20 protein-coding genes and 1 pseudogene are annotated in these 24,362 nt (G+C 40.8%); 15 read left to right on the top strand and 6 right to left on the bottom strand.

What is annotated here, in order from left to right; genetic code table 11:
- Nucleotides 1-186: pseudogene (locus GUA46_RS14465) on the bottom strand (L-glutamate gamma-semialdehyde dehydrogenase); the annotation flags it as partial.
- Nucleotides 187-646: 460 nt separating this feature from the next.
- Here GUA46_RS14465 and GUA46_RS14460 point away from each other — a divergent pair.
- Both GUA46_RS14460 and GUA46_RS14455 read left to right on the top strand, forming a co-directional pair.
- Nucleotides 647-3,766, top strand: coding sequence for a WD40/YVTN/BNR-like repeat-containing protein (locus tag GUA46_RS14460; RefSeq protein ID WP_176621079.1), 3,120 nt, complete (start codon nucleotides 647-649; stop codon nucleotides 3,764-3,766).
- A 181-nt stretch (nucleotides 3,767-3,947) separates the two neighbouring features.
- Nucleotides 3,948-5,219 (top strand): NAD(P)/FAD-dependent oxidoreductase, encoded by a 1,272-nt coding sequence (locus GUA46_RS14455; RefSeq protein WP_176621078.1) that lies wholly within the window; start codon nucleotides 3,948-3,950, stop codon nucleotides 5,217-5,219.
- Nucleotides 5,220-5,270: 51 nt separating this feature from the next.
- On the opposite strand, the gene GUA46_RS14450 is transcribed toward GUA46_RS14455, so the two are convergent.
- Nucleotides 5,271-6,173: a helix-turn-helix domain-containing protein gene (locus GUA46_RS14450; protein WP_176621077.1), complete on the bottom strand. Its 903-nt coding sequence runs from the start codon at nucleotides 6,171-6,173 to the stop codon at nucleotides 5,271-5,273.
- Between the two features lie 36 nt (nucleotides 6,174-6,209).
- On the opposite strand from GUA46_RS14450, the gene GUA46_RS14445 reads away from it, so the two are divergent.
- From GUA46_RS14445 to GUA46_RS14410, 8 genes are all read left to right on the top strand, one after another.
- Entirely contained in the window at nucleotides 6,210-6,374 is a 165-nt protein-coding gene (locus tag GUA46_RS14445; protein WP_159075733.1) for a hypothetical protein, read from the top strand.
- A gap of 30 nt (nucleotides 6,375-6,404) precedes the next feature.
- Nucleotides 6,405-6,962, top strand: coding sequence for a sugar O-acetyltransferase (locus tag GUA46_RS14440; RefSeq protein ID WP_229418520.1), 558 nt, complete (start codon nucleotides 6,405-6,407; stop codon nucleotides 6,960-6,962).
- Between the two features lie 109 nt (nucleotides 6,963-7,071).
- Entirely contained in the window at nucleotides 7,072-9,315 is a 2,244-nt protein-coding gene (locus GUA46_RS14435) for a xanthine dehydrogenase family protein molybdopterin-binding subunit (protein ID WP_176621076.1), read from the top strand.
- 57 nt (nucleotides 9,316-9,372) lie between these two features.
- Nucleotides 9,373-10,251, top strand: a complete 879-nt coding sequence (locus tag GUA46_RS14430; protein WP_176621075.1) for a helix-turn-helix domain-containing protein — start codon at nucleotides 9,373-9,375, stop codon at nucleotides 10,249-10,251.
- Between the two features lie 180 nt (nucleotides 10,252-10,431).
- Nucleotides 10,432-11,391, top strand: coding sequence for an alpha/beta hydrolase (locus GUA46_RS14425; RefSeq protein ID WP_229418518.1), 960 nt, complete (start codon nucleotides 10,432-10,434; stop codon nucleotides 11,389-11,391).
- A gap of 212 nt (nucleotides 11,392-11,603) precedes the next feature.
- On the top strand, nucleotides 11,604-11,963 hold the full coding sequence (locus tag GUA46_RS14420; protein ID WP_176621073.1) for a cyclophilin-like fold protein: 360 nt from the start codon (nucleotides 11,604-11,606) through the stop codon (nucleotides 11,961-11,963).
- Between the two features lie 90 nt (nucleotides 11,964-12,053).
- On the top strand, nucleotides 12,054-13,349 hold the full coding sequence (locus GUA46_RS14415) for a PQQ-dependent sugar dehydrogenase (RefSeq protein ID WP_229418517.1): 1,296 nt from the start codon (nucleotides 12,054-12,056) through the stop codon (nucleotides 13,347-13,349).
- A gap of 42 nt (nucleotides 13,350-13,391) precedes the next feature.
- Nucleotides 13,392-14,051 (top strand): SDR family oxidoreductase, encoded by a 660-nt coding sequence (locus GUA46_RS14410; protein WP_176621072.1) that lies wholly within the window; start codon nucleotides 13,392-13,394, stop codon nucleotides 14,049-14,051.
- A gap of 135 nt (nucleotides 14,052-14,186) precedes the next feature.
- Here GUA46_RS14410 and GUA46_RS14405 read toward each other — a convergent pair whose 3' ends face one another.
- Together GUA46_RS14405 and GUA46_RS14400 are read right to left on the bottom strand one after the other, a co-directional pair.
- A complete protein-coding gene (locus GUA46_RS14405; RefSeq protein ID WP_176621071.1) occupies nucleotides 14,187-14,930 on the bottom strand; it encodes a LytR/AlgR family response regulator transcription factor in 744 nt (247 codons plus the stop codon).
- A 6-nt stretch (nucleotides 14,931-14,936) separates the two neighbouring features.
- Nucleotides 14,937-16,736 carry a tetratricopeptide repeat-containing sensor histidine kinase gene (locus GUA46_RS14400; protein ID WP_176621070.1) on the bottom strand — a complete coding sequence of 600 codons (1,800 nt, stop codon included), beginning with the start codon at nucleotides 16,734-16,736 and terminating at the stop codon, nucleotides 14,937-14,939.
- Between the two features lie 189 nt (nucleotides 16,737-16,925).
- On the opposite strand from GUA46_RS14400, the gene GUA46_RS14395 reads away from it, so the two are divergent.
- From GUA46_RS14395 to GUA46_RS14375, 5 genes are read left to right on the top strand one after another with little or no spacing between them, the layout of a single operon-like run.
- Nucleotides 16,926-17,465 (top strand): hypothetical protein, encoded by a 540-nt coding sequence (locus GUA46_RS14395; RefSeq protein ID WP_176621069.1) that lies wholly within the window; start codon nucleotides 16,926-16,928, stop codon nucleotides 17,463-17,465.
- Nucleotides 17,456-18,475 (top strand): hypothetical protein, encoded by a 1,020-nt coding sequence (locus GUA46_RS14390; RefSeq protein ID WP_176621068.1) that lies wholly within the window; start codon nucleotides 17,456-17,458, stop codon nucleotides 18,473-18,475. The genes GUA46_RS14395 and GUA46_RS14390 overlap by 10 nt, the downstream gene beginning before the upstream one ends.
- Nucleotides 18,476-18,478: 3 nt before the next feature.
- Nucleotides 18,479-19,510: a hypothetical protein gene (locus GUA46_RS14385; RefSeq protein WP_176621067.1), complete on the top strand. Its 1,032-nt coding sequence runs from the start codon at nucleotides 18,479-18,481 to the stop codon at nucleotides 19,508-19,510.
- A gap of 9 nt (nucleotides 19,511-19,519) precedes the next feature.
- Entirely contained in the window at nucleotides 19,520-20,680 is a 1,161-nt protein-coding gene (locus tag GUA46_RS14380; RefSeq protein ID WP_176621066.1) for a hypothetical protein, read from the top strand.
- Nucleotides 20,681-20,683: 3 nt separating this feature from the next.
- The gene (locus GUA46_RS14375; RefSeq protein ID WP_176621065.1) at nucleotides 20,684-21,940 is read left to right on the top strand and encodes a hypothetical protein; all 1,257 of its coding nucleotides are present in this window, start codon (nucleotides 20,684-20,686) and stop codon (nucleotides 21,938-21,940) included.
- A gap of 42 nt (nucleotides 21,941-21,982) precedes the next feature.
- Here GUA46_RS14375 and GUA46_RS14370 read toward each other — a convergent pair whose 3' ends face one another.
- Together GUA46_RS14370 and GUA46_RS14365 are read right to left on the bottom strand one after the other, a co-directional pair.
- Nucleotides 21,983-22,396 carry a response regulator gene (locus GUA46_RS14370; RefSeq protein WP_108244418.1) on the bottom strand — a complete coding sequence of 138 codons (414 nt, stop codon included), beginning with the start codon at nucleotides 22,394-22,396 and terminating at the stop codon, nucleotides 21,983-21,985.
- Nucleotides 22,393-24,204 carry a sensor histidine kinase gene (locus GUA46_RS14365; protein ID WP_176621064.1) on the bottom strand — a complete coding sequence of 604 codons (1,812 nt, stop codon included), beginning with the start codon at nucleotides 24,202-24,204 and terminating at the stop codon, nucleotides 22,393-22,395. The genes GUA46_RS14370 and GUA46_RS14365 overlap by 4 nt, the downstream gene beginning before the upstream one ends.
- Nucleotides 24,205-24,362 lie beyond the last annotated feature (158 nt).

Below are 24,362 nucleotides of genomic sequence, written 5' to 3'. Positions count from 1 at the left end.
GGGCGACATGGGCCTGGTGTTGCCCGTTCTTATTTCTTCGCTTCCGATGTAAAGCGGAACGTCCACTTCACTGTCGTAAAACGCCTTGTATTGTTTGAGTACTTCTTCTCGTTCGGGAGTGCCCGGTGCGTAGCTTTTGACCGGCTCATTTATAGCGGTCGGAACATGAAAAAATCCTTTTCCCATACTTGATTAAATTAATTTTTGAATATTTATTTTACAGTTGAAGCAAAGTTACTAAAAGGGATATGCATTTTAAACTTTATGGAGTATCAATTGAAGGTCAAAGTCTTTATTTTTAAGGGAAAATCGGGGATGAAATGAATTTATTTTGTAATTTGTTGGTGTAATGAATTATGACTGTAAAAACCTTTCAATTGATTGGCCTCAATTGGTTTTTTAGTCAGGGTAAATCGAAATCAAACTAAATATGACACTACAGAAAAACACCACCTAAGAATAGTCTTTTACTTAGGGTATTCAAATTTTAAAAAATAAAGGTTTAGATGTCACAATACTTATGTATTGATGAATCATTATCTATTGCTTTGTACCTCCGTATTGCATCAATTTTGCAATGCCGATGTTCGGTACTTGGTAACTTGTGAAAATTTTAAAAAAACCAACCAAAATTCAACCTTATCAAATGAAAAATCAGTTTTTTATATTGCTCTGTATGGCAATATCCTTTTCGACCTTTGGACAACGAAAAAAGCCGGGCAGCGGTATAAATGAGCGGCTCTACGAGTCGATGGAATATAGAAATATTGGGCCCTTCCGTGGAGGAAGAGCAACAACGATAGAAGGCATTCCCGATGATATTTTCACCTATTACATGGGGGCCACTGGAGGGGGCGTATGGAAAACCGAGGATGGCGGCGAAACTTGGAACAATATCTCCGATGGCTATTTTAATACCACAGGAATCGGGGATATCACCATAGCTCCATCTGACCATAACATTATCTACGTGGGAACCGGTGAATCCTGTATTCGTGGTGTAAAAACATCTCATGGGGATGGTATGTACAAATCCTTGGATGCGGGAAAAACGTGGGAACATATCGGCCTTAAAGAGACACGACATATTGGTGAAATTTATGTTCACCCTACCGATCCGGACAAAGTTTATGTTGCGGCACAAGGTAATCCATGGGGAACGGACGAATATCGGGGATTGTACCTATCAGAAGATGGAGGGAAAACCTGGGAAAAAATACTGTATGTAAACGATCACTCAGGAATCGTGGATATGACGGTTAGTGAATCCGACCCCAATTTTATGATGGTAACCTCTTGGGATTTCCAAAGAAAACCTTGGGTTGTACAGAGTGGTGGCCCTGGAAGTAAGGTTTTCAAGACCACAGATGGTGGTAAAACCTGGAAGGAAATCAACAAAGGTCTTCCAAAGCTAAAGGGAAAAATGGGCATCGATATTAGTCCGGCCAATCCAAACGTGGTATACATGGCCATTGAGGCAAAAGAACGTGAAGGAGGGGTGTATCGTTCCAATGATGCAGGTGAAACATTTTCTCAAAGCACTAATGATGCAACAACCTATGCAAGGGCTTGGTACTACATGCACATTATTGCCGATCCTAATGATGAGGACGAGCTGTGGGTAATGAACAGTCATGCCATGAAATCCATTGATGGTGGCAAAACCTTTACCGGTAACCCGGGAAGCCATGTAGATCATCACGATATGTGGATCAACCCAAATAATAGTGCCATTATGGCAAATGCGAATGATGGAGGTGCTTCCATCACCTATAACGGAGGTAAGACTTGGTCTACCGTAATGAATCAGCCCACAGGACAATTTTACAGGGCCATAACCGATAATGGTCATCCCTACAGAGTGTATTCCGGCCAGCAGGACAACAGTACCATCGCAATAGATAGCCGGGTTATGGACAGTGGAATTGGGGAAATGCACTGGGATATTATGCGTGCAGGGGAGTCCTCGACTGTGGCTCTGGACCCGAACAACCCACGTTACGTGTACTCAACCTATTTTGCAAGTAATTTTGTGGAATGGGACCGTGATATCGATAATACACGGATGGTTCGCCCGTATCCAGAACGAATAAGTGGGGAACAACCAAAAAATCTTAAGCTGAGGGCGAATTGGAACGGGCCGGTAATGGTTTCTCCCCACAATCCAAATGTAATTTATTATGGTTCCCAATACATTATGAAATCCACCGATAGGGGGGTAACATGGGAAACAGTAAGTGAAGATCTTACCAGAAACAATAAGGACCATCAAGGAAAAGGTGGAATACCCATTTCCAACGAACAGATTACCGCGGAGAGCTACAATAATATATTCAATATTGAAGAATCTCCTGTTAAGGAAGGTGTGGTCTGGGCAGGTTCCGATTGTGGCCTGGTGCACGTTACCCAAGATGGGGGCGCTACATGGACCAATGTCACGCCAAAAGGTTTGGAGGAAGGTATCATAAATGTAGTGGAACCCTCCCCACACGATGCAGGTACAGCTTATTTTGCCATGGCCGGCTATAAGATGAACAATTTTACCCCACAGATATATAAAACTACTGACTACGGAGCATCCTGGGAAAAAATTGTAAATGGAATCCCGGAGGACACTTTTGCCAGAACGGTTAGAGAGGATCCGGACAGAAAAGGATTGCTGTATGCTGGTACGGAAACGGGAATGTTCGTTTCTTTTGATAACGGTAAACAATGGCATTCGCTACAGAACAACCTCCCCGAGGTACCTATAACCGATTTGAGGGTACAACGTAAGGATTTGGTGGTCACCACACAAGGTAGAGCCATTTGGATTTTGGATAATCTTACCCCTTTGCACCAAATTTCGGATGAGGTGGCAAAATCGGACTATTTCTTGTACCAACCCAATAATGCCCATGCGGAATTATCAGTCGCTTATAGTTCCGATGGCAGTGGTCAAAACCCTCCAAAAGGAGTTCAAATCCATTACGTGAACAACAAAGAAGTTTCTGCGGATACAAAAATGTCCTTGGAGATACTGGACAGCGAAGGTGGGGTAATCCATGCTGAATTCACCAATGTTGAAAGAACTGAATGCGATAGCTTGATTAAGCCACAATTAAAAAAGTCAATCGGAACACACCGATATAAGTGGAACATGCGGAAAGGAATGTTTGATTGCCTAACTGAACTGTATACCACCAATCGAGATTTAAGTGCTTATGATGCGGCTCCCGGTGATTATAAAGTAAGATTGACCATAGGTGATGTTGTTATGACCCAAGATTTTGCCATCACTATTGATCCAAGAATCAAGATGAGTGTCAATAATGTGGAAGAAGCATATGTGGAACGAGATGGAATTTTCAGATCAATTTATAGAGCAGGTACCGAAATGACCCAAGGGGTAAGGGACCTAAGAAAGGTAAAGCAACAGTTGAAATTTGTGATGGAAGAATCGGATTCGCCGGAATTAAATGCCAAAGGAAAACTCCTCGAAGAGCGCATTGATGACTGGATAGCGAAAATCTTGCAAAAGGAAATGCGGACCTATCAAAGCAATTATATGTTCGAGGCCAGATTGTTGATCAAATACAAAGACTTTCTAAACCGTATTGGGAAAGGAAACCTGCCCGTTACCGAAGGGGTTAGAGAGGTGACTAAAGATTATCTTGATCAATGGAACAAACTAAAAACTGATTTACAGTTCATAAAGAGCAAAGAAGTTGCTGAATTCAACCAGCTTATTGCGAATACGGAGCTTCCCCAGATTTATACCCCTTAATCATTTTTTGCTTCATAGTTGTGTGTTTAGTCGAGAAGGCCTCTTTATTGGGCCTTCTTTTTTGTTTTGTATACATTCTGATGATTGTTTTGGATAGAATGGAATGTTTTGATGAGGTTATTAAACCAGTTTAAGTAAAATCTGTTGCGATAACCGTAATTTTGAATAAAAGGTTATTGGAATGGAAAACAAGCAAAAAGTTGTGGTCGTAGGAGGGGGATTTGCAGGTCTTGAACTTATCAAGGGATTGGGCAATTCCAAAAAATACGATGTCATTTTGGTGGACGTAAACAACTACAATTTTTTTCCTCCATTGATTTATCAAGTATCTACAGGTTTCATGGAACCTTCCGCAATAAGTTATCCGTTTCGAAGAATCCTTCGAGATAAAAAAAATGTTCGTTTTCGATTGGGCAGTTTGGAAAAAGTGGTGCCTTTGGAAAACAAAATAATCTTGAGCAATGGCGAGTTGCATTATGATATTCTGGTAATGGCCACTGGGGCGGAAAGCAATTTCTTTGGAAACAGGAATATCGAAAAATATAGTCTTCCGATGAAGACCATCAGCGATGCATTATCCTTACGTAATACTATTCTAACACGATTAGATCGTGCCACCCGTTTGCAAAAAGCAGAGGCGCGTAAACATTTGTTGACCTTTGTAATTGCCGGGGCAGGTCCTACGGGTGTTGAGTTATCGGGGATTTTAGCTGAAATGAGCTCTTCAATCCTCAAAAAAGACTATCCTGAACTAGATCGGGAAGATCTAGGAGGTATTTATTTGATCGATGGTCAAAACGCGGTATTGTCGGCTATGTCCATCAAATCACAGAAATACACACATAAAAAGCTTGAACAATACGGAGTTAAAATTAAATTGAACACCTTCGTAAAAGACTTTGACAATGAAAAAGTATTGTTGTCCGACGATACAGAAATCTTTACCAAGAACCTGATTTGGGCCGCAGGAGTCTCCGCAAAGACTTTTGATGGATTCAACAAAGAAAGTTATGGCAGTGGCAATCGTTTAAAAACAAATGGGGTCAATCTGGTAGAAGGCTATACAAACGTTTATGCTTTGGGAGACTGTGCGCTAGTATCGGGCGACGAGGCATTTCCTAATGGACATCCGCAATTGGCGCAACCAGCAATACAACAGGCCGAAAACTTGGCCAAGAACTTGGAAAGGAAAGATGGGAGTTGGCAGAATTTTACCTATAAGGATAAGGGGTCTTTGGCCATTATAGGCAGAAACAAGGCCGTTTTGGACATTCCTGGTCAAAATTATTCCGTCAAAGGCTTTTTGGCTTGGCTTATTTGGATATTTGTCCACATCATGGGCTTGGTCAATTTTAAGAACCGAATGCGTGCGTTTGTTGACTGGATCGGATATTATATCCACAGAGATCAATACTTCAGAATGATCATTAAACCTAAGGAGCGAGAAGTTTAAAAATTGCTTAGAATTTAAAATGCTTTCGCTTAGTGCTTGAGCCAAGGGATCTTAATTCATCATACGGTACTCATTGGGCGAGTATCCTACCTTGTTCTTAAACAAGCGAGAGAAATGTTGAGGATGTTTAAACCCGAGTTCGTAAGCAATCTCACTTACTGTTTTTGAAGAATCAAAAATACGTTCCTTGGCCACTTCGATTAACTTGGCCTGGATTATCTCCAAAGCACTTTTGCCCGTTTCCTTTTTGATGAGGTCTCCAAAATAATTCGGGGATAGGTCCTGTTCCCTGGCAAAATAGCCAACGAATGGGCATCCTAATTCTCGAGCTTTACCTGAATGGATGTAGTTGTGCAGGGACTTTTTAAATTGATAAACCACACCATCGTTCACCGCATCACGGGTGATAAATTGGCGGTCATAAAAGCGTGAACAGTAGCGAAGAAACAGTTCAATATTAGATACAATAAGTTCTTTGCTATGCTTATCTATATCTCTTTCCAGTTCAAATCGGATTTTTTCCAGGCAGTCGATAATAATTTGACGCTCTCGTTGAGATAAGTGGAGCGCCTCGCTCAATTCGTAAGAAAAGAAAGAGTATTTAGAAATGAATTGTCCAAGATTGGTTTTGAGCAATAAATCGGGATGGAACAATAGGGCATGGCCAGATGGTATATAATCATCACTATTTTCAATTTGGACAATCTGACCGGGACCTATGAACACCAAAGTGCCTTCTTGAAAATCATAATATTTTCTACCGTACTTTAGAATACAATCGGGGTTTTGCTTTAAGAATATCCCATAAAAATTAAAGCGAAGGGCCTCTATCCCATGCTGGGAGTTTCTTACTAGGTCGTGGAGATTCATAACACTGACCAATGGGTGTTGCGAGCTTTGATTAAAGCGATTGCAATAATCGTTCACTGTTTCCAAATTGATGACCTTGCTCATAGCCTAACAATGTAGGCAAAACAACCAATAGAAACAATGGTTCTCTTACATCAGATGAGTGAAACCGTAAAAAAGGTAGGCGTTTCTGTAAAATGGGTAAGAGCAGATGCTTTTCTACTGAATATCTTTGAGGTGAGCGGTGGAAAGACAAACGAAAAAATGTGGATGATGATTAAAGCTGAAAACGAAGCCGTATTTTAGATTAAAACAAAATATATTTTATTGAAGACAATGAACATTTTTGAAAGAATGATGCAAGGAGAGGAGATTCTCATGAACGACCCTGATTATACAAAAATTGGCATTGAGGTCAACAATACCATTGCGTTGTCCACAAAATTGAACGCTTCCCAGAATGTAAACGAAACTAGAGAAATATTGAGCAAGATTATTGGTTCTCCTGTTGATGCGAGTACCACGTTGTTCACACCTTTTTATACCAACTATGGAAAGAACATTTCATTGGGAAAAAATGTGTTTATCAACCATGCCTGCAGTTTTTTGGACCTTGGGGGAATTACTATAGAAGATGACGTTATGATCGGCCCGCGTGTAAGCATCACTTCGGAAAACCATCCAACCGACATCAAAACCAGGAAGACCATGGTGCCGAGCTCCGTTCTGATTAAAAGGAATGTTTGGATAGGAGCAAGCGCCACGATTCTCCCCGGCGTAACCGTTGGAGAAAATTCCGTAGTGGCAGCAGGAGCGTTGGTCAATAAGGATGTGCCTCCCAATACAGTTGTTGCCGGAATCCCAGCTAAAGTTATCAAGCATTTGGATAATTAACAGTACCTAAAGTGAAAACGTAATCTTTAATTACTATTTTCAAGAAAATAAGGCCAGTCAAGATATGTTAAGGGATTGATTGGCCGTATAAACCTTTAAAAACTATACCATGGCTACTACCAGTACTCAAATGAACAGACGTTTATTCTTAAAATCATCCACTTTGGCCGGAGGAGGTTTAATGCTTGGTTTTAGCTGGATAATGTCTTGCAAGGATCAAAAGAAAACGGTGGGAGAGGTAATGCCTGAAGATTGGATAGAGGTTAACGGGTATATTAAAATAGCCGAAAATGGTATGGTCACCATAATGTCCCCCAACCCGGAAGGCGGTCAAAATGTGAAGACTTCCATGCCCATGATCGTGGCAGATGAGTTGGATGCCGATTGGGATATGGTAGTGGTAGAACAGGCTCCCTTGGATACGGATAAGTATACCCGTCAGTTTATCGGGGGTAGTCAGGCCATTCGCCAAAGTTGGAAAAGTTTGAGACAGGCAGGAGCTTCTGCAAAATATATGCTGATGCAGGCAGCTGCGGAAAAATGGCAAGTGCCCGTTGATGAGCTATCAGCCTCAAAAGGAGAATTGTCCCATGCAGGAAGTGATAAAAAGGCGGGTTATGGAGAGTTTGCCACGGCGGCATCACAGTTAGAAGTTCCTGCCCCCGAGACCATCACACTAAAACAGTTATCCGATTTCACTATAATAGGTACCTCTAAAAAGAATGTGGATACCCAAAAAATTATCACGGGAAAACCATTGTTCGGACTGGACCATATTCAAGAAGGTATGCTCACGGCCATGATAGTACACCCGCCGGCCTTTGGTTTAACGGTTAAGGATTTTGATGCGTCTTCTGTAAAAAATATGCCAGGTATAAAGGATGTTTTTGCCATCAATACCTATGCAGATGATTACGAGTGGCAGTTTTTTGATACCAATTCGTTTTTGGATTTGGTAGTAGTTGTGGGCGATTCTACATGGGAGGTGATGAACGCTAAAAATGCACTTTCCTCCAATATTAATTGGGAGCCTCGACCGGATTTAACAGTGGCCCAAGACATGTTTGGTCGCAAGACCTCTACAAAGTTTCCTGCAGGCTTGGAAAGCACCTCGGACCATGACAGAAAGATGAAGGAGATGTCCAATCAAAAAGGAAACGAACGTAGAAAGGACGGTAATCCTGAAAAGGCATTGCGAGAAGCGAGCCATGTTCTGGAACGTTCGTACACAGCACCTTTTCTGGCCCACAACTGTATGGAACCGATGAACTTTTTTGCCCATGTGACCCCGGAAAGAGCGGAGTTTGTAGGACCCTTGCAAAAACCTGAGTTCACAGAAAAAACCTTGTCCGCCAGATTGGATATTCCCTTGGAGAAGATAAACATAAAAATGACCCGTTTAGGTGGTGGTTATGGACGCAGATCATACGCCCATTGGTTGGTCGAAGCAGGAATAATTTCCCAAAGAATGAACGCACCGGTAAAACTGATGTATACCCGGGAAGATGATATGACTTCAGGAATATATAGACCGGCGTACAGAGCAACTTACAAAGCGGCTTTGGATGAGGATAAAAACCTTACCGGGCTTCACGTAAATGCGGGTGGAGTTCCGCAAAGTCCATTATATGCCAATAGATTTCCTGCTGGAACCTTGGATAATTATCTGGCTGAGGATTGGACGATACCTTCCAATATTACAGTGGGTTCTTTTAGAGCTCCCAGTTCTAACTTTATGGCCTGTGCCGAACAGTCATTTTTGGATGAACTGGCAGAGGTAATGGGGAAAGACCCTATTGAAATGCGATTGGAACTATTGAGCAGGGCCGAGACTAGCCCCGTTGGCGATAGAAAGGACTATGACCCTGCAAGGTACAGAGGTGTTTTAGAGTTGGTCAGGGATAAATCGAATTGGGGCGAGGAAAAACCTGGTATCCATAGGGGAGTGGCAGCATATTTTTGCCATAATTCCTATGTGGCCCAAGTTCTCGATCTGGTGATGGAGGACGGAAAACCAAAAGTGGAAAAAGTATATTGTGCCGTGGATTGTGGCATTGTTATCAATCCCGATGCTGCCAAGAACCTCTTGGAAGGTGCTGTTGTGGACGGTATAGGTAATGCCATGTTCGGTTCCTTGAGTTTTGAAAACGGTAAACCCAACAAGAAAAATTTTGACGACTACCGAATGATTCGCATGCTTGAAGCACCCAAAAATATAGAGGTGCATTTTGTGGACAACCAAATGGACCCAACGGGCTTGGGCGAACCTGCCTTTCCGCCCATTTTCCCGGCTTTGGCCAATGCTATGTACAGGGCTACCGGAAAACGGTATTACGATCAGCCTTTTGTGTAGGATTAAAAAATGCTTTAGTACAGCATAATCATGATTTGAATTTCTTAATTTTGCGGCATGCAAACAAAAACTGAGAGATCCGTATCCCCGTTCAATCAAGAATTAAAGTTGAAAGGGTTCAATGTGTTCAAGATTGAAGAGGATAGTAGTGCTACTAAAATATACAGTCGAAAGGATTTTTATAAAATTTGCTTGACGACAGGGAAAAGTATCATCAACTATTCGGATAGAAGTTTTGAACAGGAAGGCACCATTTTGTTTTTTGGAAATCCTCACATCCCATATTCTTGGGAAACCATTTCTACTAGCTATGTTGGTTATACCTGTTTGTTTTCGGAAGAGTTTTTAAATATGTCGGAACGCTCCGATAGCATCCTTAAGTCACCTTTATTTAGTTTTGGCGGAACTCCGGTTCTAAAACTGACAGAAGACCAACGGTTGTTCTTGAACAGTATTTTTGATAAGATGATTGAGGAACAGTACACGGACTATTCCTTTAAGGATGAACTGATTAGAAACTACATCCATTTAATTCTTCATGAGGCGCTAAAAATGCAGCCATCTGAAAAATACGAACAACATCAGAGTGCCGCTTCTCGTTTGACCAATGTGTTTTTTGAACTGTTGGAAAGACAATTTCCTATCGAGACGGCTGACAATCCATTACAGTTAAGGAGTCCTCAGGACTATGCGGACAATCTTTCTGTACACGTAAATTATCTCAATAAATCCATTAAGGAAGTAACGGGCAAATCTACAAGTGCGCACATTTCCGAAAGAATAGTCACTGAGGCCAAAGCTTTATTACAGCATACCAATTGGAACGTAAGTGAAATCGCATATGCCCTAGGATTTGACTACCCGACCTACTTTAATAACTACTTTAAAAGATTAACAGGGACCACTCCCAAAGCTATTCGATCATATCGGTCATAAAATATTTGATTTTCTTAATTTTTGATGTGATTATCGTTATTCGAGGAGTCAACCCTCGCAATACCTTTGTGCCATATTCTTTAAACAATAAAGAAAATGAAACGCATATTATTTTTTTCAATCACAGCGATGCTTGTGTTCGGCACGGTGGTCGGTCAATCAAATCAAAAATCAAGTAAAATGAGTAGAACAGCAGAAGAATATACCTTTGAGTTGAGCGATAAGGTATCTAGACAAAGTGTAACATTTACCAATCGTTACGGGATAGCACTAGCAGGAGATTTATACGTTCCCAAGGCTTCGGAAAGTAAAAAGTTGCCTGCTTTGGCCATTAGTGGTCCATTTGGAGCAGTAAAAGAACAGGCTTCTGGATTATATGCCAATCAAATGGCCGAAAGAGGGTTTGTGGTTTTGGCATTCGACCCTTCTTACACTGGAGAAAGCGGTGGTGAGCCAAGGCATGTGGCATCTCCGGATATCAATACCGAAGACTTTAGTGCCGCCATCGACTTTTTAGGACTACAGGAAAATGTAAACCGTGAAAAGGTGGGAATCATCGGAATCTGTGGTTTTGGTGGTTTTGCCTTGAATGCAACAGCAGTGGACAAACGGGTGAAGGCCGTTGCTACGACCAGTATGTACGATATGTCCAGGGTAAATGCCAAAGGTTATTTTGATTCCACCACACAGGAAGAACGTACACAAATGTTGGAGCAAATGAGCCAACAACGCTGGATAGATGCCGAAAATGGAACACCAACGCTTTCTGGAGCAGGTTTGCCGAATGAAATCAACGGAGATGAACCAGAATTTGTACAAGGCTACTTTGATTATTATAAAACCGATAGAGGCTTTCACCCAAGGTCTATTAACTCCAATAGTTCATGGACGGTTATAACCCCGATTTCTTTAATGAATATGCCCATAATGTCGTATATTAAAGAGATTTCACCACGACCTATATTGATCATTGCCGGAGAGAACGCCCACTCCAAATATTTTAGTGAGGATGCGTATGAAGCTGCTAGTGAACCTAAGGAACTGATGATTATTCCAGGAAAGGTCCATACAGATTTATATGATCAATTGGATGTAATTCCTTTTGATAAATTGGATACATTTTTTTCAGAAAACTTATAATTTGAAAAGGGATTGTTTGCTGGTGCCACGGTCGGGTTTATACCGTGGCACTTATTCGCATTCAAACCAGTATCACACGGGCCATTCTATAAAAAATGAATTAAAGAAACATGAAAATATTCTTTATTACAGCAATTGTTTTGGTTTTTGGATGGATGTACTGGTTGTCAATCGATTCTAATAAATCAACAATTAAAGCACAGGATCAAATTATGGATACGAAATTGAAAATATCATTTGGCGAAACCCAACTTACCGCCACTTTGTTCGATAACCCCACATCACGGGATTTTATCTCCATGCTTCCTATAACCACGGAATTGGAGGACTACGCCAGTAATGAGAAGATATTTTATCCAGAACGTAAATTGGCAGATAGTGGGGCTCTGGCCGGATATAAACCATCAAAAGGAGATATCACCTATTATGCCCCATGGGGAGATGTAGCCATTTTTTATAAAGATTTTAGTTATTCAACTGGACTCATTAGCCTAGGGAAGATTGATGAAAATGGTGTTGATAAACTAAAAAATGCGGATGGCCCAGTGACCTTTGCTTTGATGGAAGAATAGTATTTCGGTCAAAACTTTATCCAAACCGGCTAAACTCATTAAAAGAAGAATACTAATTTTAAAGGTAAAGTAGTTTGAAAACAAGTTCTTATGAAAAATCTTTTAAAGGTTACAATATGGTCCATAGGTATTGTTTTGATGTTGGTAATGCAACAATCCTGTGGTTTGGATGATGGGACAGACCCAACTATAGAGGGGCCTGAAGGTTCTGAACAGGGAAGTGATGATGAGGAACCGGAAGCTCCAGAGGAAACGTTGGACCCGGTGGAGACCAATGAACCCAATACGGATTATTCACCGGCCTTTGAGGGACAAACACGCGTTTCAGGTGTTCTTACGAAAGCAACGTTTACAACTACGATTTTTGCAACCGGATTGTCCAGTCCTTGGGGGATGGCGAATCTTCCTGATGGTAGAATTTTAGTGACGGAAAAATCAGGAACCATGCGATTGGTATCTGCTTCTGGAACGGTAAGCGGTCCGATTATGGGTGCCCCCGCGGTAAATAGCTCTGGTCAGGGAGGTCTTTTGGATGTGGCAGTAGACCCAGATTTTGAGGAAAATAGAATGGTGTACTGGACATTTTCCCAAAATGGGCCCGATGGTACGGCAACTGCTGTAGCCAAGGGAAGATTATCGGATAGTGAGGACGAACTGGAAAACGTTGAAGTGATCTACACCGCCATTCCAGAATTTGAAAGTACGGCGCATTATGGTTCACGGCTGGCATGGGATGGGCAAGGAAATTTGTTCGTGAGTACAGGCGATAGGTCAAGTGCGGTTACTAGACCAGAAGCACAAGAACTTGATGCTGCTTTGGGCAAGGTGTTACGGATAACCACCAATGGAGAACCCGTTGCCGACAACCCGTTCGTCTCACAAGCTGGAGTTTTACCGGAAATTTATTCTTACGGACATCGAAACGTTCAAGGTCTGGCCATTCACCCTGTAACCGGTGACCTTTGGGAGTCCGAACTCGGACCAAGGGGAGGGGATGAGGTGAACTTGATTGAAGCAGGAGTAAATTACGGTTGGCCGACCATTTCATATGGTTTGGAGTACAACGGTGAAGCTATTGGTTCGGGAATCACCCAGCAAAATGGAATGGAACAGCCTGTCTATTATTGGGACCCTGTGGTATCACCAAGCGGAATCGATTTTTACTCGGGCAATGCAATTCCTGAATGGACAAACAATCTGTTTTTGGGAGCACTCAGCGGTCAGCATATAGTTAGGTTGGTGATAGAGGATAACATTGTGGTAGGTGAAGAGCGACTGCTGGAAGATGAGGGTCAACGGTTTAGAGATGTTCTTGACGGTCCAGATGATGCACTTTATGCCCTAACCGATGGTGATAATGCAGTGATTTACCGCATAGGTCTCTGATAAAAAACTGAAAAAAATAAATTGTAAAAGGAAAAAGAAGAAATGAAAGTAATTATAATAGGAGCAAACGGGAAAATAGGAAGATTGATAGCGCAAAAAATGAGCGCATCCGATGAATTTGAACCCACAGCTCTTATACGAAAGGAAGAACAGAAAGCATATTTCGATTCGATAGAAGTTCCGGTAATCGTGGAAAGCATAGAAAATTCAGAAGAAAAGATCGCAACGGCCATTAAGGGATTTGATGCTGTAGTATTTTCCGCAGGTTCTGGAGGTTCCACAGGACCCGACAAGACGATAGAGGTTGATTTGTTTGGCGCTGTCAAAACCATTGAGGTAGCCAAAGCGAACGCTATCTCACGTTTTGTAATGGTAAGTGCCGCATTATCGGATGATCCTTCAAGCTGGACAGCGCAGGGTATGAAGCCTTACTATATTGCCAAACATATGGCGGACAAAGAGTTGAAGCGAAGCGGTTTGGACTACACGATTCTCCGTCCGGTAATGTTAACGGATGACGAGGATGCAGGTAAAATAACCATTCAATCCGACCCTCATCAGTTAAATAAAGAAATTCCAAGAGCTGCCGTAGCTGAGACAGTTCTTAAAGTTCTTCCTAACAGCAATACCCATTCAAAGATTTTTGAAATGAGCATGGGCTCTTTAGGTATTGGCGAAGCAATAACAGAATTTGTCGCCTAGTCAACCCGTATGAATCATGGTGCCCCTGTTGATCCGAAGTTTGATGCTCCTAACTTTTGATTGGATTTTAATGAAGCTTTTTAATCGAGGGAGGACATACCCATTGAACTTTGATTTAGGAATACTGGTCCACAATCATGTAAGCCGTTTGAGCAGTTCCTCTTTACGTCTTATTGCGACCTCTATCTGGTTGCCATCGACTAAGGAAATGTGGCCACCTTTCCCCTTACTATAGGACTCAACAAATTTCAAGTTCACCAAATGTGATTTATGAACTCTGAAAAAGTCATTGCCCTCAAGCATTGATTCAAAAAATTTTATGGTTTTGGAAGCGGTTATTTTTTTTCCTGCTGAGGTATATATATTCGTGTAATTGACATCCGATTGAAGTCGTATGATGTCCTTGGCATCTAGCATGGTATATCCATCGACGGTTGGAATGGCTATTCTTTTGGATGTTTCGCTACCTTCCTTAAAATTATGAAACAGGATATCTATTTTTTTCGATGTATCCTTTAGTCCCCTCTGCTGTCTTAATCTTTGTAGGGAACGTCTTAGATCATCTTTATCAACGGGTTTCAGGAGATAATCGAGCGCGGAGAATTTAAAGGCTTTTAGGGCATAGTTATCATAGGAGGTAGTAAAGATGATTTCAAAATCGATTTTCTTCATTGCTGCCAAAAGATCAAAACCTGTCTGGTTTCCTAGTTGAACATCGAGAAAAAGGATATCAGGAGAGTTTTCGGCAATAATTTGTTGTGCGTTTTCAACAGTTTTGCAACAAGCAATTATTTCGATATCGGGCGCTTCGGCCCCCAACTGTTTTTGTAAACGGTTGATGCAATGTTGCTCATCATCCACAATAATGGCCTCTAACATATCTTTTTAAAATTGGAGCTCTAAAGGAAGCTTTATTTCCACACGGAAACCTTCTGCTTTGTCCATTAGTTCTATAGAGCCTTTAGTGTTCTTTAAATGATTTATTATATCGATCCTACTACTTGTGATCTTGATTCCGTATGAGTCTTTTGTCTTCTTCTCTTCCCTATTTTGTCCTGACCTTCCGACCCCATCATCTTCCACTATGTATTTTAACATTGTCCCGTCTTTTGCGATTCTAATATCAATATTCCCCCCTCCTTTTTTAGGGGCAATGCCGTGCCAGATGCTATTTTCAATAAAGGGTTGTAAAATGAGCGGGGGAACTAGGACATTGTCCGGTTCCAAACTGTTGTCCATAGAGACATGGTACTTTAACTTATTATCGAACCTTAAGCCTTCAATCTGCATGTATAGTTTCATTAACTCAATGTCCTCCTCAAGTGTTATCCATTTTTTTTCCGAATTTTCAAGTATGGACCGTGTCAATTTGGAAAACTTGACCAAATAGTCATCTGCCTGCTCAATGTCGTTTTTTGATATAAAATCACTGATAGAGTTCAGGGAGTTAAAAATAAAATGGGGGTTCATTTGAGAACGGAGCGCCTTCAACTCGGTCTCGGCCACTTTTGCATTAAATTCGGCCAATTTTCTCTTTTCCAGTGCATCCCTTCTCCTTTTGTACAGCAAATATCCCATGATTGAGAAGACTAATAAAAGTATGGCTCCAATCAGGTATCCGTTCTTGACCAGTTGTTGTCTTTTGATTTCTTCCTGTGCCACCGCTTGTTGGCGCTCCATTTTAAACTGCATCTCCTTTCGGGTCAATTCCGATTTTTTTTCCTCGTTTACTACACTGTCCCGTAGTTGTACATGTTTTTTGAAGGCATCGAGCGCCTCTGGTAATTTTCTGTTATGCTCATAGACTTCGCTAAGGACTTCCCAAGAGTCGGATTGCCACTCCACAGCATCAATCTCCTTGGAAAGAGCCAATGCTTTATTTGCATTTGTTTCGGCCAGGTCATAGTCATTGAACAAAAGGTATATCTTACCTATGCTGTTCAAAGCTGAAGCCTCAATGTATTTATTGTTTATTTGCTCGGCTAATTCGGCAGCTTCCAAATAAAGGGAAAGCGCTTTTTCGTTTTCATCAAGTTTTTTATAGGCCAGAGCAAGATTGTTTGTGATTGCAGCTATAAATAGATCGTTCTCTTCAAGTTTGGACAGGGACAATGCCTTTTCCAAATAGGAAACCCCTTCTTCGAACCTTTCGGTATCGTTGTAGATTATGGCGATGTTGGAAAGTGCCTTGATTTCATCCGCCCTATTTCCCATTTCCTGTGATGTGGTGAGATAGGAACGATAATTTTCCAAGGCCAGATCATATTCTTTTAGATCAGCGTGTATATTTCCGATGTTGCTCAACAAGCTTGATTGTAGTTGTCGGTCGTTAGTTTTGTGACTAATGGCCAATGCTTTTTGATATTGATCGAGAGCTTTGATATTATCTCCAAGAACATAATGTAGGTTGCCCATTTGACGATGGGACAAAGCTTCACCCAATGCCCAATCGGTTTTTTCGGAAATTGATATTGCCTCTTCCATAAGTGGAATGGCCTCATTGGGGTCAAAATAAGTTAATTTGTTGGCCAGTTCAATGAGTAGTCCTGCCCGGATTGTATCCATTGTGGAATGTCCCTTCAATTCATTTTTTAGAGAATCGATTTCATTTCCCTGTCCAAATGCTCCAAACGGTATTAAGAGAATAAAGAGTAAGTAGAATGCAATTTTGTTTGGTTGAAGCATGTGATGAGGTTAGTTGAAACCAAATTTAAGCCATTTGTTACATTAATCCGCTGTTATGCCCTGTTTTACGGATATTAAAAAAAAGGTGACGGAAAAATTAAAAATATGCACGTTAAATAATTGGTCTTGGCATGGTGGCTTGGTTCTATATAGTTTAGAGCTAGCTATATCATCAAACCATTGACTATAATGAAGCATATGTTTTCAATTTTTCTGTACCTCCACTTAATTTTCCTTGTCGTTGGTTGCAGTTCAGATGATGGGAATTCATCAGAGGAAGGTAATCAGAACGAGGTTCAGGGCACCATACGACTATCGGGAGAGGAAACCTCGGAACTTGGGGAATCCTTGAAAGTTGGCAATATCGAAGTAGCCAATGCCACTCTTTCCGGTACGGACAAATCGGTAATATTATTGTCCGAGAACATTACTGTAGTAGATAACGAATTTGTGTACAGCGATGATCAGAATGGATTTGTGATTGTAGCAGCGGATTTTTCCACCGGAGGTTCTCCCGATGTGGACAAGACCGTTTCCATGACCATTGTGAGGAACGGAGAGGAGTTTAGACATGCCTGCACCTCGCCCTATCTCAGTTTTTTTACGGATTGCGGAGAGGGATTCGGTGTGGATTTTGAAGGGAAAAAGGTCACTTTTGAAAATACGACAGTGATCAATACCGAAGATGAAGCCATACTTACCTTGGATGGTACCGTAACATGGGAGTAAAATTCACAGGATTTAGAAGCAGGATGAAATTCAAGGTGATCATATGTTTATTCTTGGGTTTGGTGTCCCACGCTTTTGCACAGACAAAAGGTTCTATTGTCTACGCGCCGCCTTCTGATGATTTTGTTTCCATCGAGCTCCAAGAATTTAAGGGACTTCCACGGCTGGGCGTTATGGACAACTATGGCGCCCGGAATGTAAACCCAAGGGGAGGCGTGCGTGTAGGGGGTAGGAACTCCGCACAGCTTGAAAAAAGCAAAATGGTGGCCGATGGCAGAAATGCTTTTTCACTTCTTGTCAGTTTAAAATATGTAAAGCCATTTATGGGTGATCTGGACAAGCAAAGTTTAACGACGGTAAAAGGCAATATGTCTAAAACAGAGGCTAATTCCGCTTTACTACAGCGATTTTTATTGAGCCAAGTAGCTCCAAACCTATGCTTGAACGATGATTGCAGAAATGCAGGCCGCGGCAGCAATGAATTTGAGAGACTCCGAAACTACAAGACTTTTGTAGACAAATTTTTAGAACCGCTTCTAAAGTGGAGCCAGCAGGTTTTTATGAACGGAGAATGGTTGATCTATCATGTTTCCACGCTTAACATTGGCGGTAATTATGACTTTGATAGGGGAGGTTATTGGGTATATCACTCCTTGGTGCTCAATGATATTTTTCCAATGCGGCAAGGTGTGATGAAACGGGTGGTATTTGAACCTTTAAGCCCTTATGAACAAGCACTTGTAAACAAGTTGGAAAATCCTAAGGGCGCTCCGTTTTTTCTACAAATGGATGCGCAAACGGCCGAAGATTTCAAAAAGAAGGGAAACAATCGATTATATCTGGTCAAAAAAATCAAGTTGAGACCTTTGGATAAAGAGTTGGGGGACCCAACAGAGCCAATCGAGTTCGGATACAGCCATGAAACTCCAGACTTAGAAATTTATACGGACCAAGGATTGACCGAGCATTACAGAACACTTCTCATGAATGACCTCACTCTTAAAAATTAATGTATGGAGCAGCGTATATGGATTGTTCTTTTGCTTTTGATACAAATAGTCGTACACGGACAGTCGCCAGAAATGGTGTTTGAGCCACCTTCGCCTGATTTTATATCCCTTTCCTTACAGACGCACGAGGGAGAGCTTCGTTTTGGCAATCAAGATGAATATTTTCTGAAGTCCGATGGAACCTATTTCAAACTTGGGGATGATGGTTATTTTGAAACGGACAAACGCTCCAGCCATAACAGGGCCAGTAGACACGCTTTTGTGGAACTGCTTAAAATGAGGTTTAAAAAGGAAATGTTCAATGCAATGGACAAGACCTATTTTACCGAAAGAAAACAGAATATGTATGAAGAGGAAATTAAATCCCATACCGCCCAACAACATACACTGACCTTGGCCAATGCCCTCTGCAACAAAAAACAATCCATTCGCTTGTTTTGCAATCCAAAGGAGGAGGACTGTACCTCTGCTTTTCCAAAGGATGGGTATTATAATGAACCGAGGAATATTAAAGGGTGGGGAGGAAGAGGTGCTTCGGAATTTCAAAAATTAAGGGCATATACCACATTTGTTGAAGAGTTGTTCCCATCCGTGGAACAATGGGCGGATACTTTGTATCCGGATAATACATTGGAAGGGTATTATGTGGTAAAGGTGCAATTGGAACAATACGATTTTAAGGCTGGAGGATATTGGTTTCACACCCACCAATTTCATAACCGAGGTTTTTTGTTGTCATGGTATGATCTACAACCGGCCAATTCTTCCGAACGTAAATTGCTGCATCCCAATGGTTCTTCCCTATTGTTGCCAATGGCACCGGACAAGGCAGAGGATTTTTCCGAAAAGCACCAGCAAATTTTTCTAGTGTTCAAGGTATCCGTATCCCTAAATGGGTTAGAAAATTATCGTGCCGACCAACTCAAAACCACTTTTAGTTTAAGCAGCCCGGTAATTACAATATACGGTGATGATGCCCTTACAAAGAAAGTGGCTGAAATGGATATTGGTTCGGTGGAGATTAAAACACGATAATTTGCAGATATGAAAAGATTAAGAATACACATGATTCTGGTGATGGGACTTGGTTGCATGATAATGCCCATATCCCTCCAAGGTCAGTTTTTAAAAAAGCTGAAGAAAAAGGTAGAGGACAAGATTGTCAATAAAGCCAGTGAAAAAACCGATGAACTTTTAAATGGGGAAGGTGCCCGGAATGATTCGGGCAATGTCAAAAATACCAAGGAGACAGAAAACGGCACTATTGGGGATAATGCATCGGCAAATGGTTCAAAGCCCACTATCCAAGACAATAATATTATCACCCATAAAGCCCCGAACAAAGACTTTATTGATATTGTGATACAGTCTCACAAGGGATTGCCCAGATACGGCGACGTCTATTATTTGAGAGGTAAGACAGCATCTACCAATAGCAAAGCCTATAAAGCTTTACTGGAGCTGAAATATATGAAGGAATTATTGGAGCAGATGGACAAGTCCAAGTTAACAACGTACAACTATGCGCAAGATGATACAAAGACCAAGTATTCCAATAAAGCACAACATCATTTGTTGATGCTCGGTAAGGATGTGCTTTCCGATGAACGTCTGCAAGAATACTTTTGTGATGCTGAGGCCAAATCGCCTTGTAACTTCTACAATACCGCCGGAGAAAGAAGCTTGGTGCCCAGTTGGGGAGGTACAAGAAACAACGAATTTGCTCAAAACCGAAGTTATACGGCATTCATACAAAACCATCTTGAAGCCTTGGAAGCATGGAGCAATACGTTTTTCCCCAATGATGAGCAAATCGCCTATTTTGTTGCGCGGGGCGCTGTCAATGGAAAGTATGATTTTAAGAATAAGGGGTATTGGATACAAAACATATTTTCCATCGGGGGTGATTTTATTTTGCACAATACCAATTTTATGCCCTATACCGAAAATGAGAAAACTTTAAAGCACAGTTCCAAAAGTCTCTTCTTACCGGTAGAACCTTCAAAAGCAAAAGAGTATGCCCTTACCCATGTTTCTCCTGTTTTTGTGGCTTTTAAAGTGAAGGTCTTCCCAAAAATTATTGCACCGGACCAAATACAATGGGAATTCCAATTGGAAGATAGCAATGTGGAATTTTATAAGGATGGTCTCCTAAGTCAAAAATTAGGTGAGGTTGATATGAAAACTGTAACATTTAAGGATTAGAAGATGAAAATTATTCGTTCCAAACAAATTCGACCGTTGATGGTGATGGTATTCATACTGGTAATGCCACAGTGTACCAATGCCCAGTTTTTTAAAAAATTGAAAAAGCAGGCCGAAGAAAAAATAATGAAAAAGGCCGATAAAAAAGTTGATGATCTATTCAACGGTAACAAGAAAAGCGAAGATCAGGAGGTATGGCATCAATCTGGAAATGTGGACAACGGGAGCAAAGGGGGGAATGCACAAGAAGCGAACAAACCGGAAGAAAAAATCTTGTACGACCATTCAGATTACCTTGTTTACAAATCGCCAAATCCTGCGGCGTTCAAGGATATAGTGATTCAAAAATTTAAAGAGCTTCCAAGATTCGGGGCCATTGATTCATATATGGACAGGGACAATCCCAAAAAAGTGGATCTCTCCAAAGATGCTGCGGATAAAAGAAATCTCACAGGTTTGGGGTATTCCGGATTCCACCACTTGGTACGCATCCATATGTTAAAAGAACATTTTAAGGTTATGGATAGGACCGCGCTTACTGTTCGTACCAAAGGGAAAATCATAGAAAAGGAGGCAAAATCCAGTTTGGCCCAAAAAGTATTAAAGGAGTTTGCCTTTACCATGGGTACGGATGCCCTTAAAAAGGAATACTTTATGAACGATTGGAGCGGAACCGGAAAAAGTGCTTTGGTGAGGGAATGGGGAGGCCATCAGGCTGATGATTTTACCGAAAACGAACGATATGTCGATTTTGTAGAAAAGTATTTGGATGAAATATTGGAATGGAGTTCGGATTTTTTTTCTGATGGTTCACAGGATTTTCAATTGGTGCATGCCATTAAGTTTTATGGTCAATACGATTTTGACAAAGGAGGGTTCTGGGTACAGCTTCCCATTGAACGACAGTCCATGGAAGTTTCGTCCTTGGGCTATTTCAACGAGTTTTCTCCCAAGACATCTTACGGGAACCAAATAGCGAACACTATGGCCCAAGTAGAATATATCAATGGATACGTATTGTTTAAAATGGACCCAGGTAAGGCCGAGGCCCTCATCAACGACAAAAGTGTACTTCTTCAACTCACCATGAAGGTTCGGTCGGTATTTAAAGCATTTGAAACAAGCAATCCATTTGTTTATGGAGCCGATTATACCTATCATTTCTTGGATCCGACCTTAGAATTGTACTCAGATGCATTATTGACAAAGAAGATAGGCGAAATAGACCTGGAGAACTTGATTTACAAAGAACCTGATTGAGTTAACTCCAGAAATATTTCAAAACCACGAAAGCACAATTATTTACCATTTCTTGTTATATACCTCGGTTAAGATTTCGGCCAATTTTTCTTCGAATACTGGTTTTACAACATATCCGGTTATTTCTTCAAAATTCTGAGCCCTTTTCAAGTCACTGGGATCGTCGGAAGACGTTACCATAAATATATCCACATTTTGACTGGGAAGGGAGGGTTTCATTTTTTTAAATTCCGCTAAAAATCCCCATCCGTCCAAAAAGGGCATGTTTATATCCAATAGGATTACCTCGGGCAAGGGTACGTTTTCTTTTAGGCACATAGAAATGTATTCAATGGCCTGTTCCCCATCCGTAAATGTGTTTATGGCAATTTCTTCTGATAAATTGCTCAATATCTTTTTGGTTACAAATAGATAGACTTCATCATCATCGACTAATAAAATTCTAGGTTTTTTCATATCCTTTTAAATGTAATTTTAAACGTTGTTCCCACGCCTTCTTCACTTTCTACCTCCAATGTGGCGTCCATGGCCTCTAATTGGGATTTTATTAAAAATAGCCCCATTCCCTTGCCAGAGATATTCCGGTGGAACCTTTTATAGAGCTTAAAAATATTTTCCCCGTGTCTATCTAGATCAATACCGAGGCCATTGTCCTTTACATAAAGCACTTTGTGGTCGTTTTCCCAACTGCTTTCAAAGATTATATGGGATCGGGTGTCTGGTTTTCTATACTTAATGGCATTGGACAGGAAATTCTGTAAGATGCTCTTCATATAAAATTTGGAGGATTTGATGGAATGCCATGCATCCAGCTTGTAAACGGTCTCAAAATTTTGTGCTTCATCATCCAAAAGGGTTTCCACAAAATCTTTCTTGACCTCTTGTAGCAATAAAAGGAGGTTTACATTTTCTACCTGTAATTCCTTATTGTTCAAAATAGAAATATAAGTGCTTACATCCTCTGTAAGTGTATTGATGTTATTGGAAATGGTTTGCAACTTGGGAAAAAGTTCCATAAAGGTTTGCTGATTTTTGGACTTGTTCAACAGATCTACAATTATGGACATGCTGGTTACCGGTGCTTTTAGATTATGGGCCACAACATAGCTGAAATCTTCCAGTTGTCGGTTACGTACCTGAAGACGTTCATTGGAAAGCTTTACAAGCTCATTGGTAGATTTTAACTGGGCCTGACTGCTCAATAATTGTTTGTTTTTTTGCTGAAGTTGGGTGACGAAATTCTTTTTTTCTCTCTGAGTTCGGGCATAAATCAAAGCAATCAAGATGATTACGATTAAGGTAAGGATGTTGAATAGAATCAGATTCTTTCTAATGGTCTGCAATCTGCTTCTTATATAAGAAGGAGGGATTTCCTGAATTATGGCCCAATCGTTATCGGTAACAATCTCTGCCATATCGGTGTAGCGGTTCATTCCAACATCCTTTTCAAACCCCGTTCTTACATTTTGATGTACCCATAAACTGCCATTTTCCATAAAGAAAGTATCTCTCGGAAAAATCAATTTTTTGAGTTCTAGTTTCTTTTTGATTACGGAGTCTACATGGCTCATACTGGCCTGATGAGGTAAAACATTATCAGAAAGATTGGTGGTGATTATGTTTCTATTATTATCCAGTAGATAAAAATTGTCGCCGGAAATCCTGGTCTTAAGTAAATCAAAAATTTTGTTCATGTTAAAATTGATTACTGCCAGACCAACTTGGGCATTGTTGATGTCATATATAGGGGTCACTCCTCGAATAACTGGTTTATGTGGAGTTTCCAAGACACCATTTTCCCTGTTGAGTTCTATGGATGAAACATATACTTGCCCCTTTCTTAAAGAAAGCCCTGCCTGAAAATAACCTCTATCCACTTTATTTTGCAGGTCGGAAGGGGCCATACTATCTTGGTCTACTTTTTCATACCTCACTAGTTCGTTGCCATGAAGGTCGATTAGCCGGAACTGTTCGTACACATCCAACCCCTGCATGGTTCTTATGTAATTATTTAAAAAATCAGGGTTTAATTGGTTTTTATTAGAGAAGGATGCTGGAAATGTAACACCCGACCAAAAAGAGGTGATATCTATCAAAACCATGCTTTGATCTATCAAATTATAGCTTTTGCTCAATATATTTCGTTGCTGTATTTGGCCCATATTGGCAATGAGGCTTTTCTTTTGGAGATTGCCCCAAACAAGTGTAAATATTAAGAGGGGGATATAAAGTGCCGCGGCTGTTTTAATAATCCTATTCCACATAAGAAGGTATTTTAAACAAATTGATCAAATCAACTCATTGAGGTGTTGTATTTGTAAAAATTTATCTATGTTTTTTGTAGGAGAACTATAATCAAGATACATAGATTTTATCTTATACTAAAATTTCACGGATATATTTGGTTTTAAAATGAAGTTGT

Source organism: Flagellimonas chongwuensis (genome assembly GCF_013376415.1).
GTDB classification, from domain to species: Bacteria; Bacteroidota; Bacteroidia; order Flavobacteriales; family Flavobacteriaceae; genus Flagellimonas; species Flagellimonas chongwuensis.
This window is presented reverse-complemented; position numbering and strand designations above follow the sequence as displayed.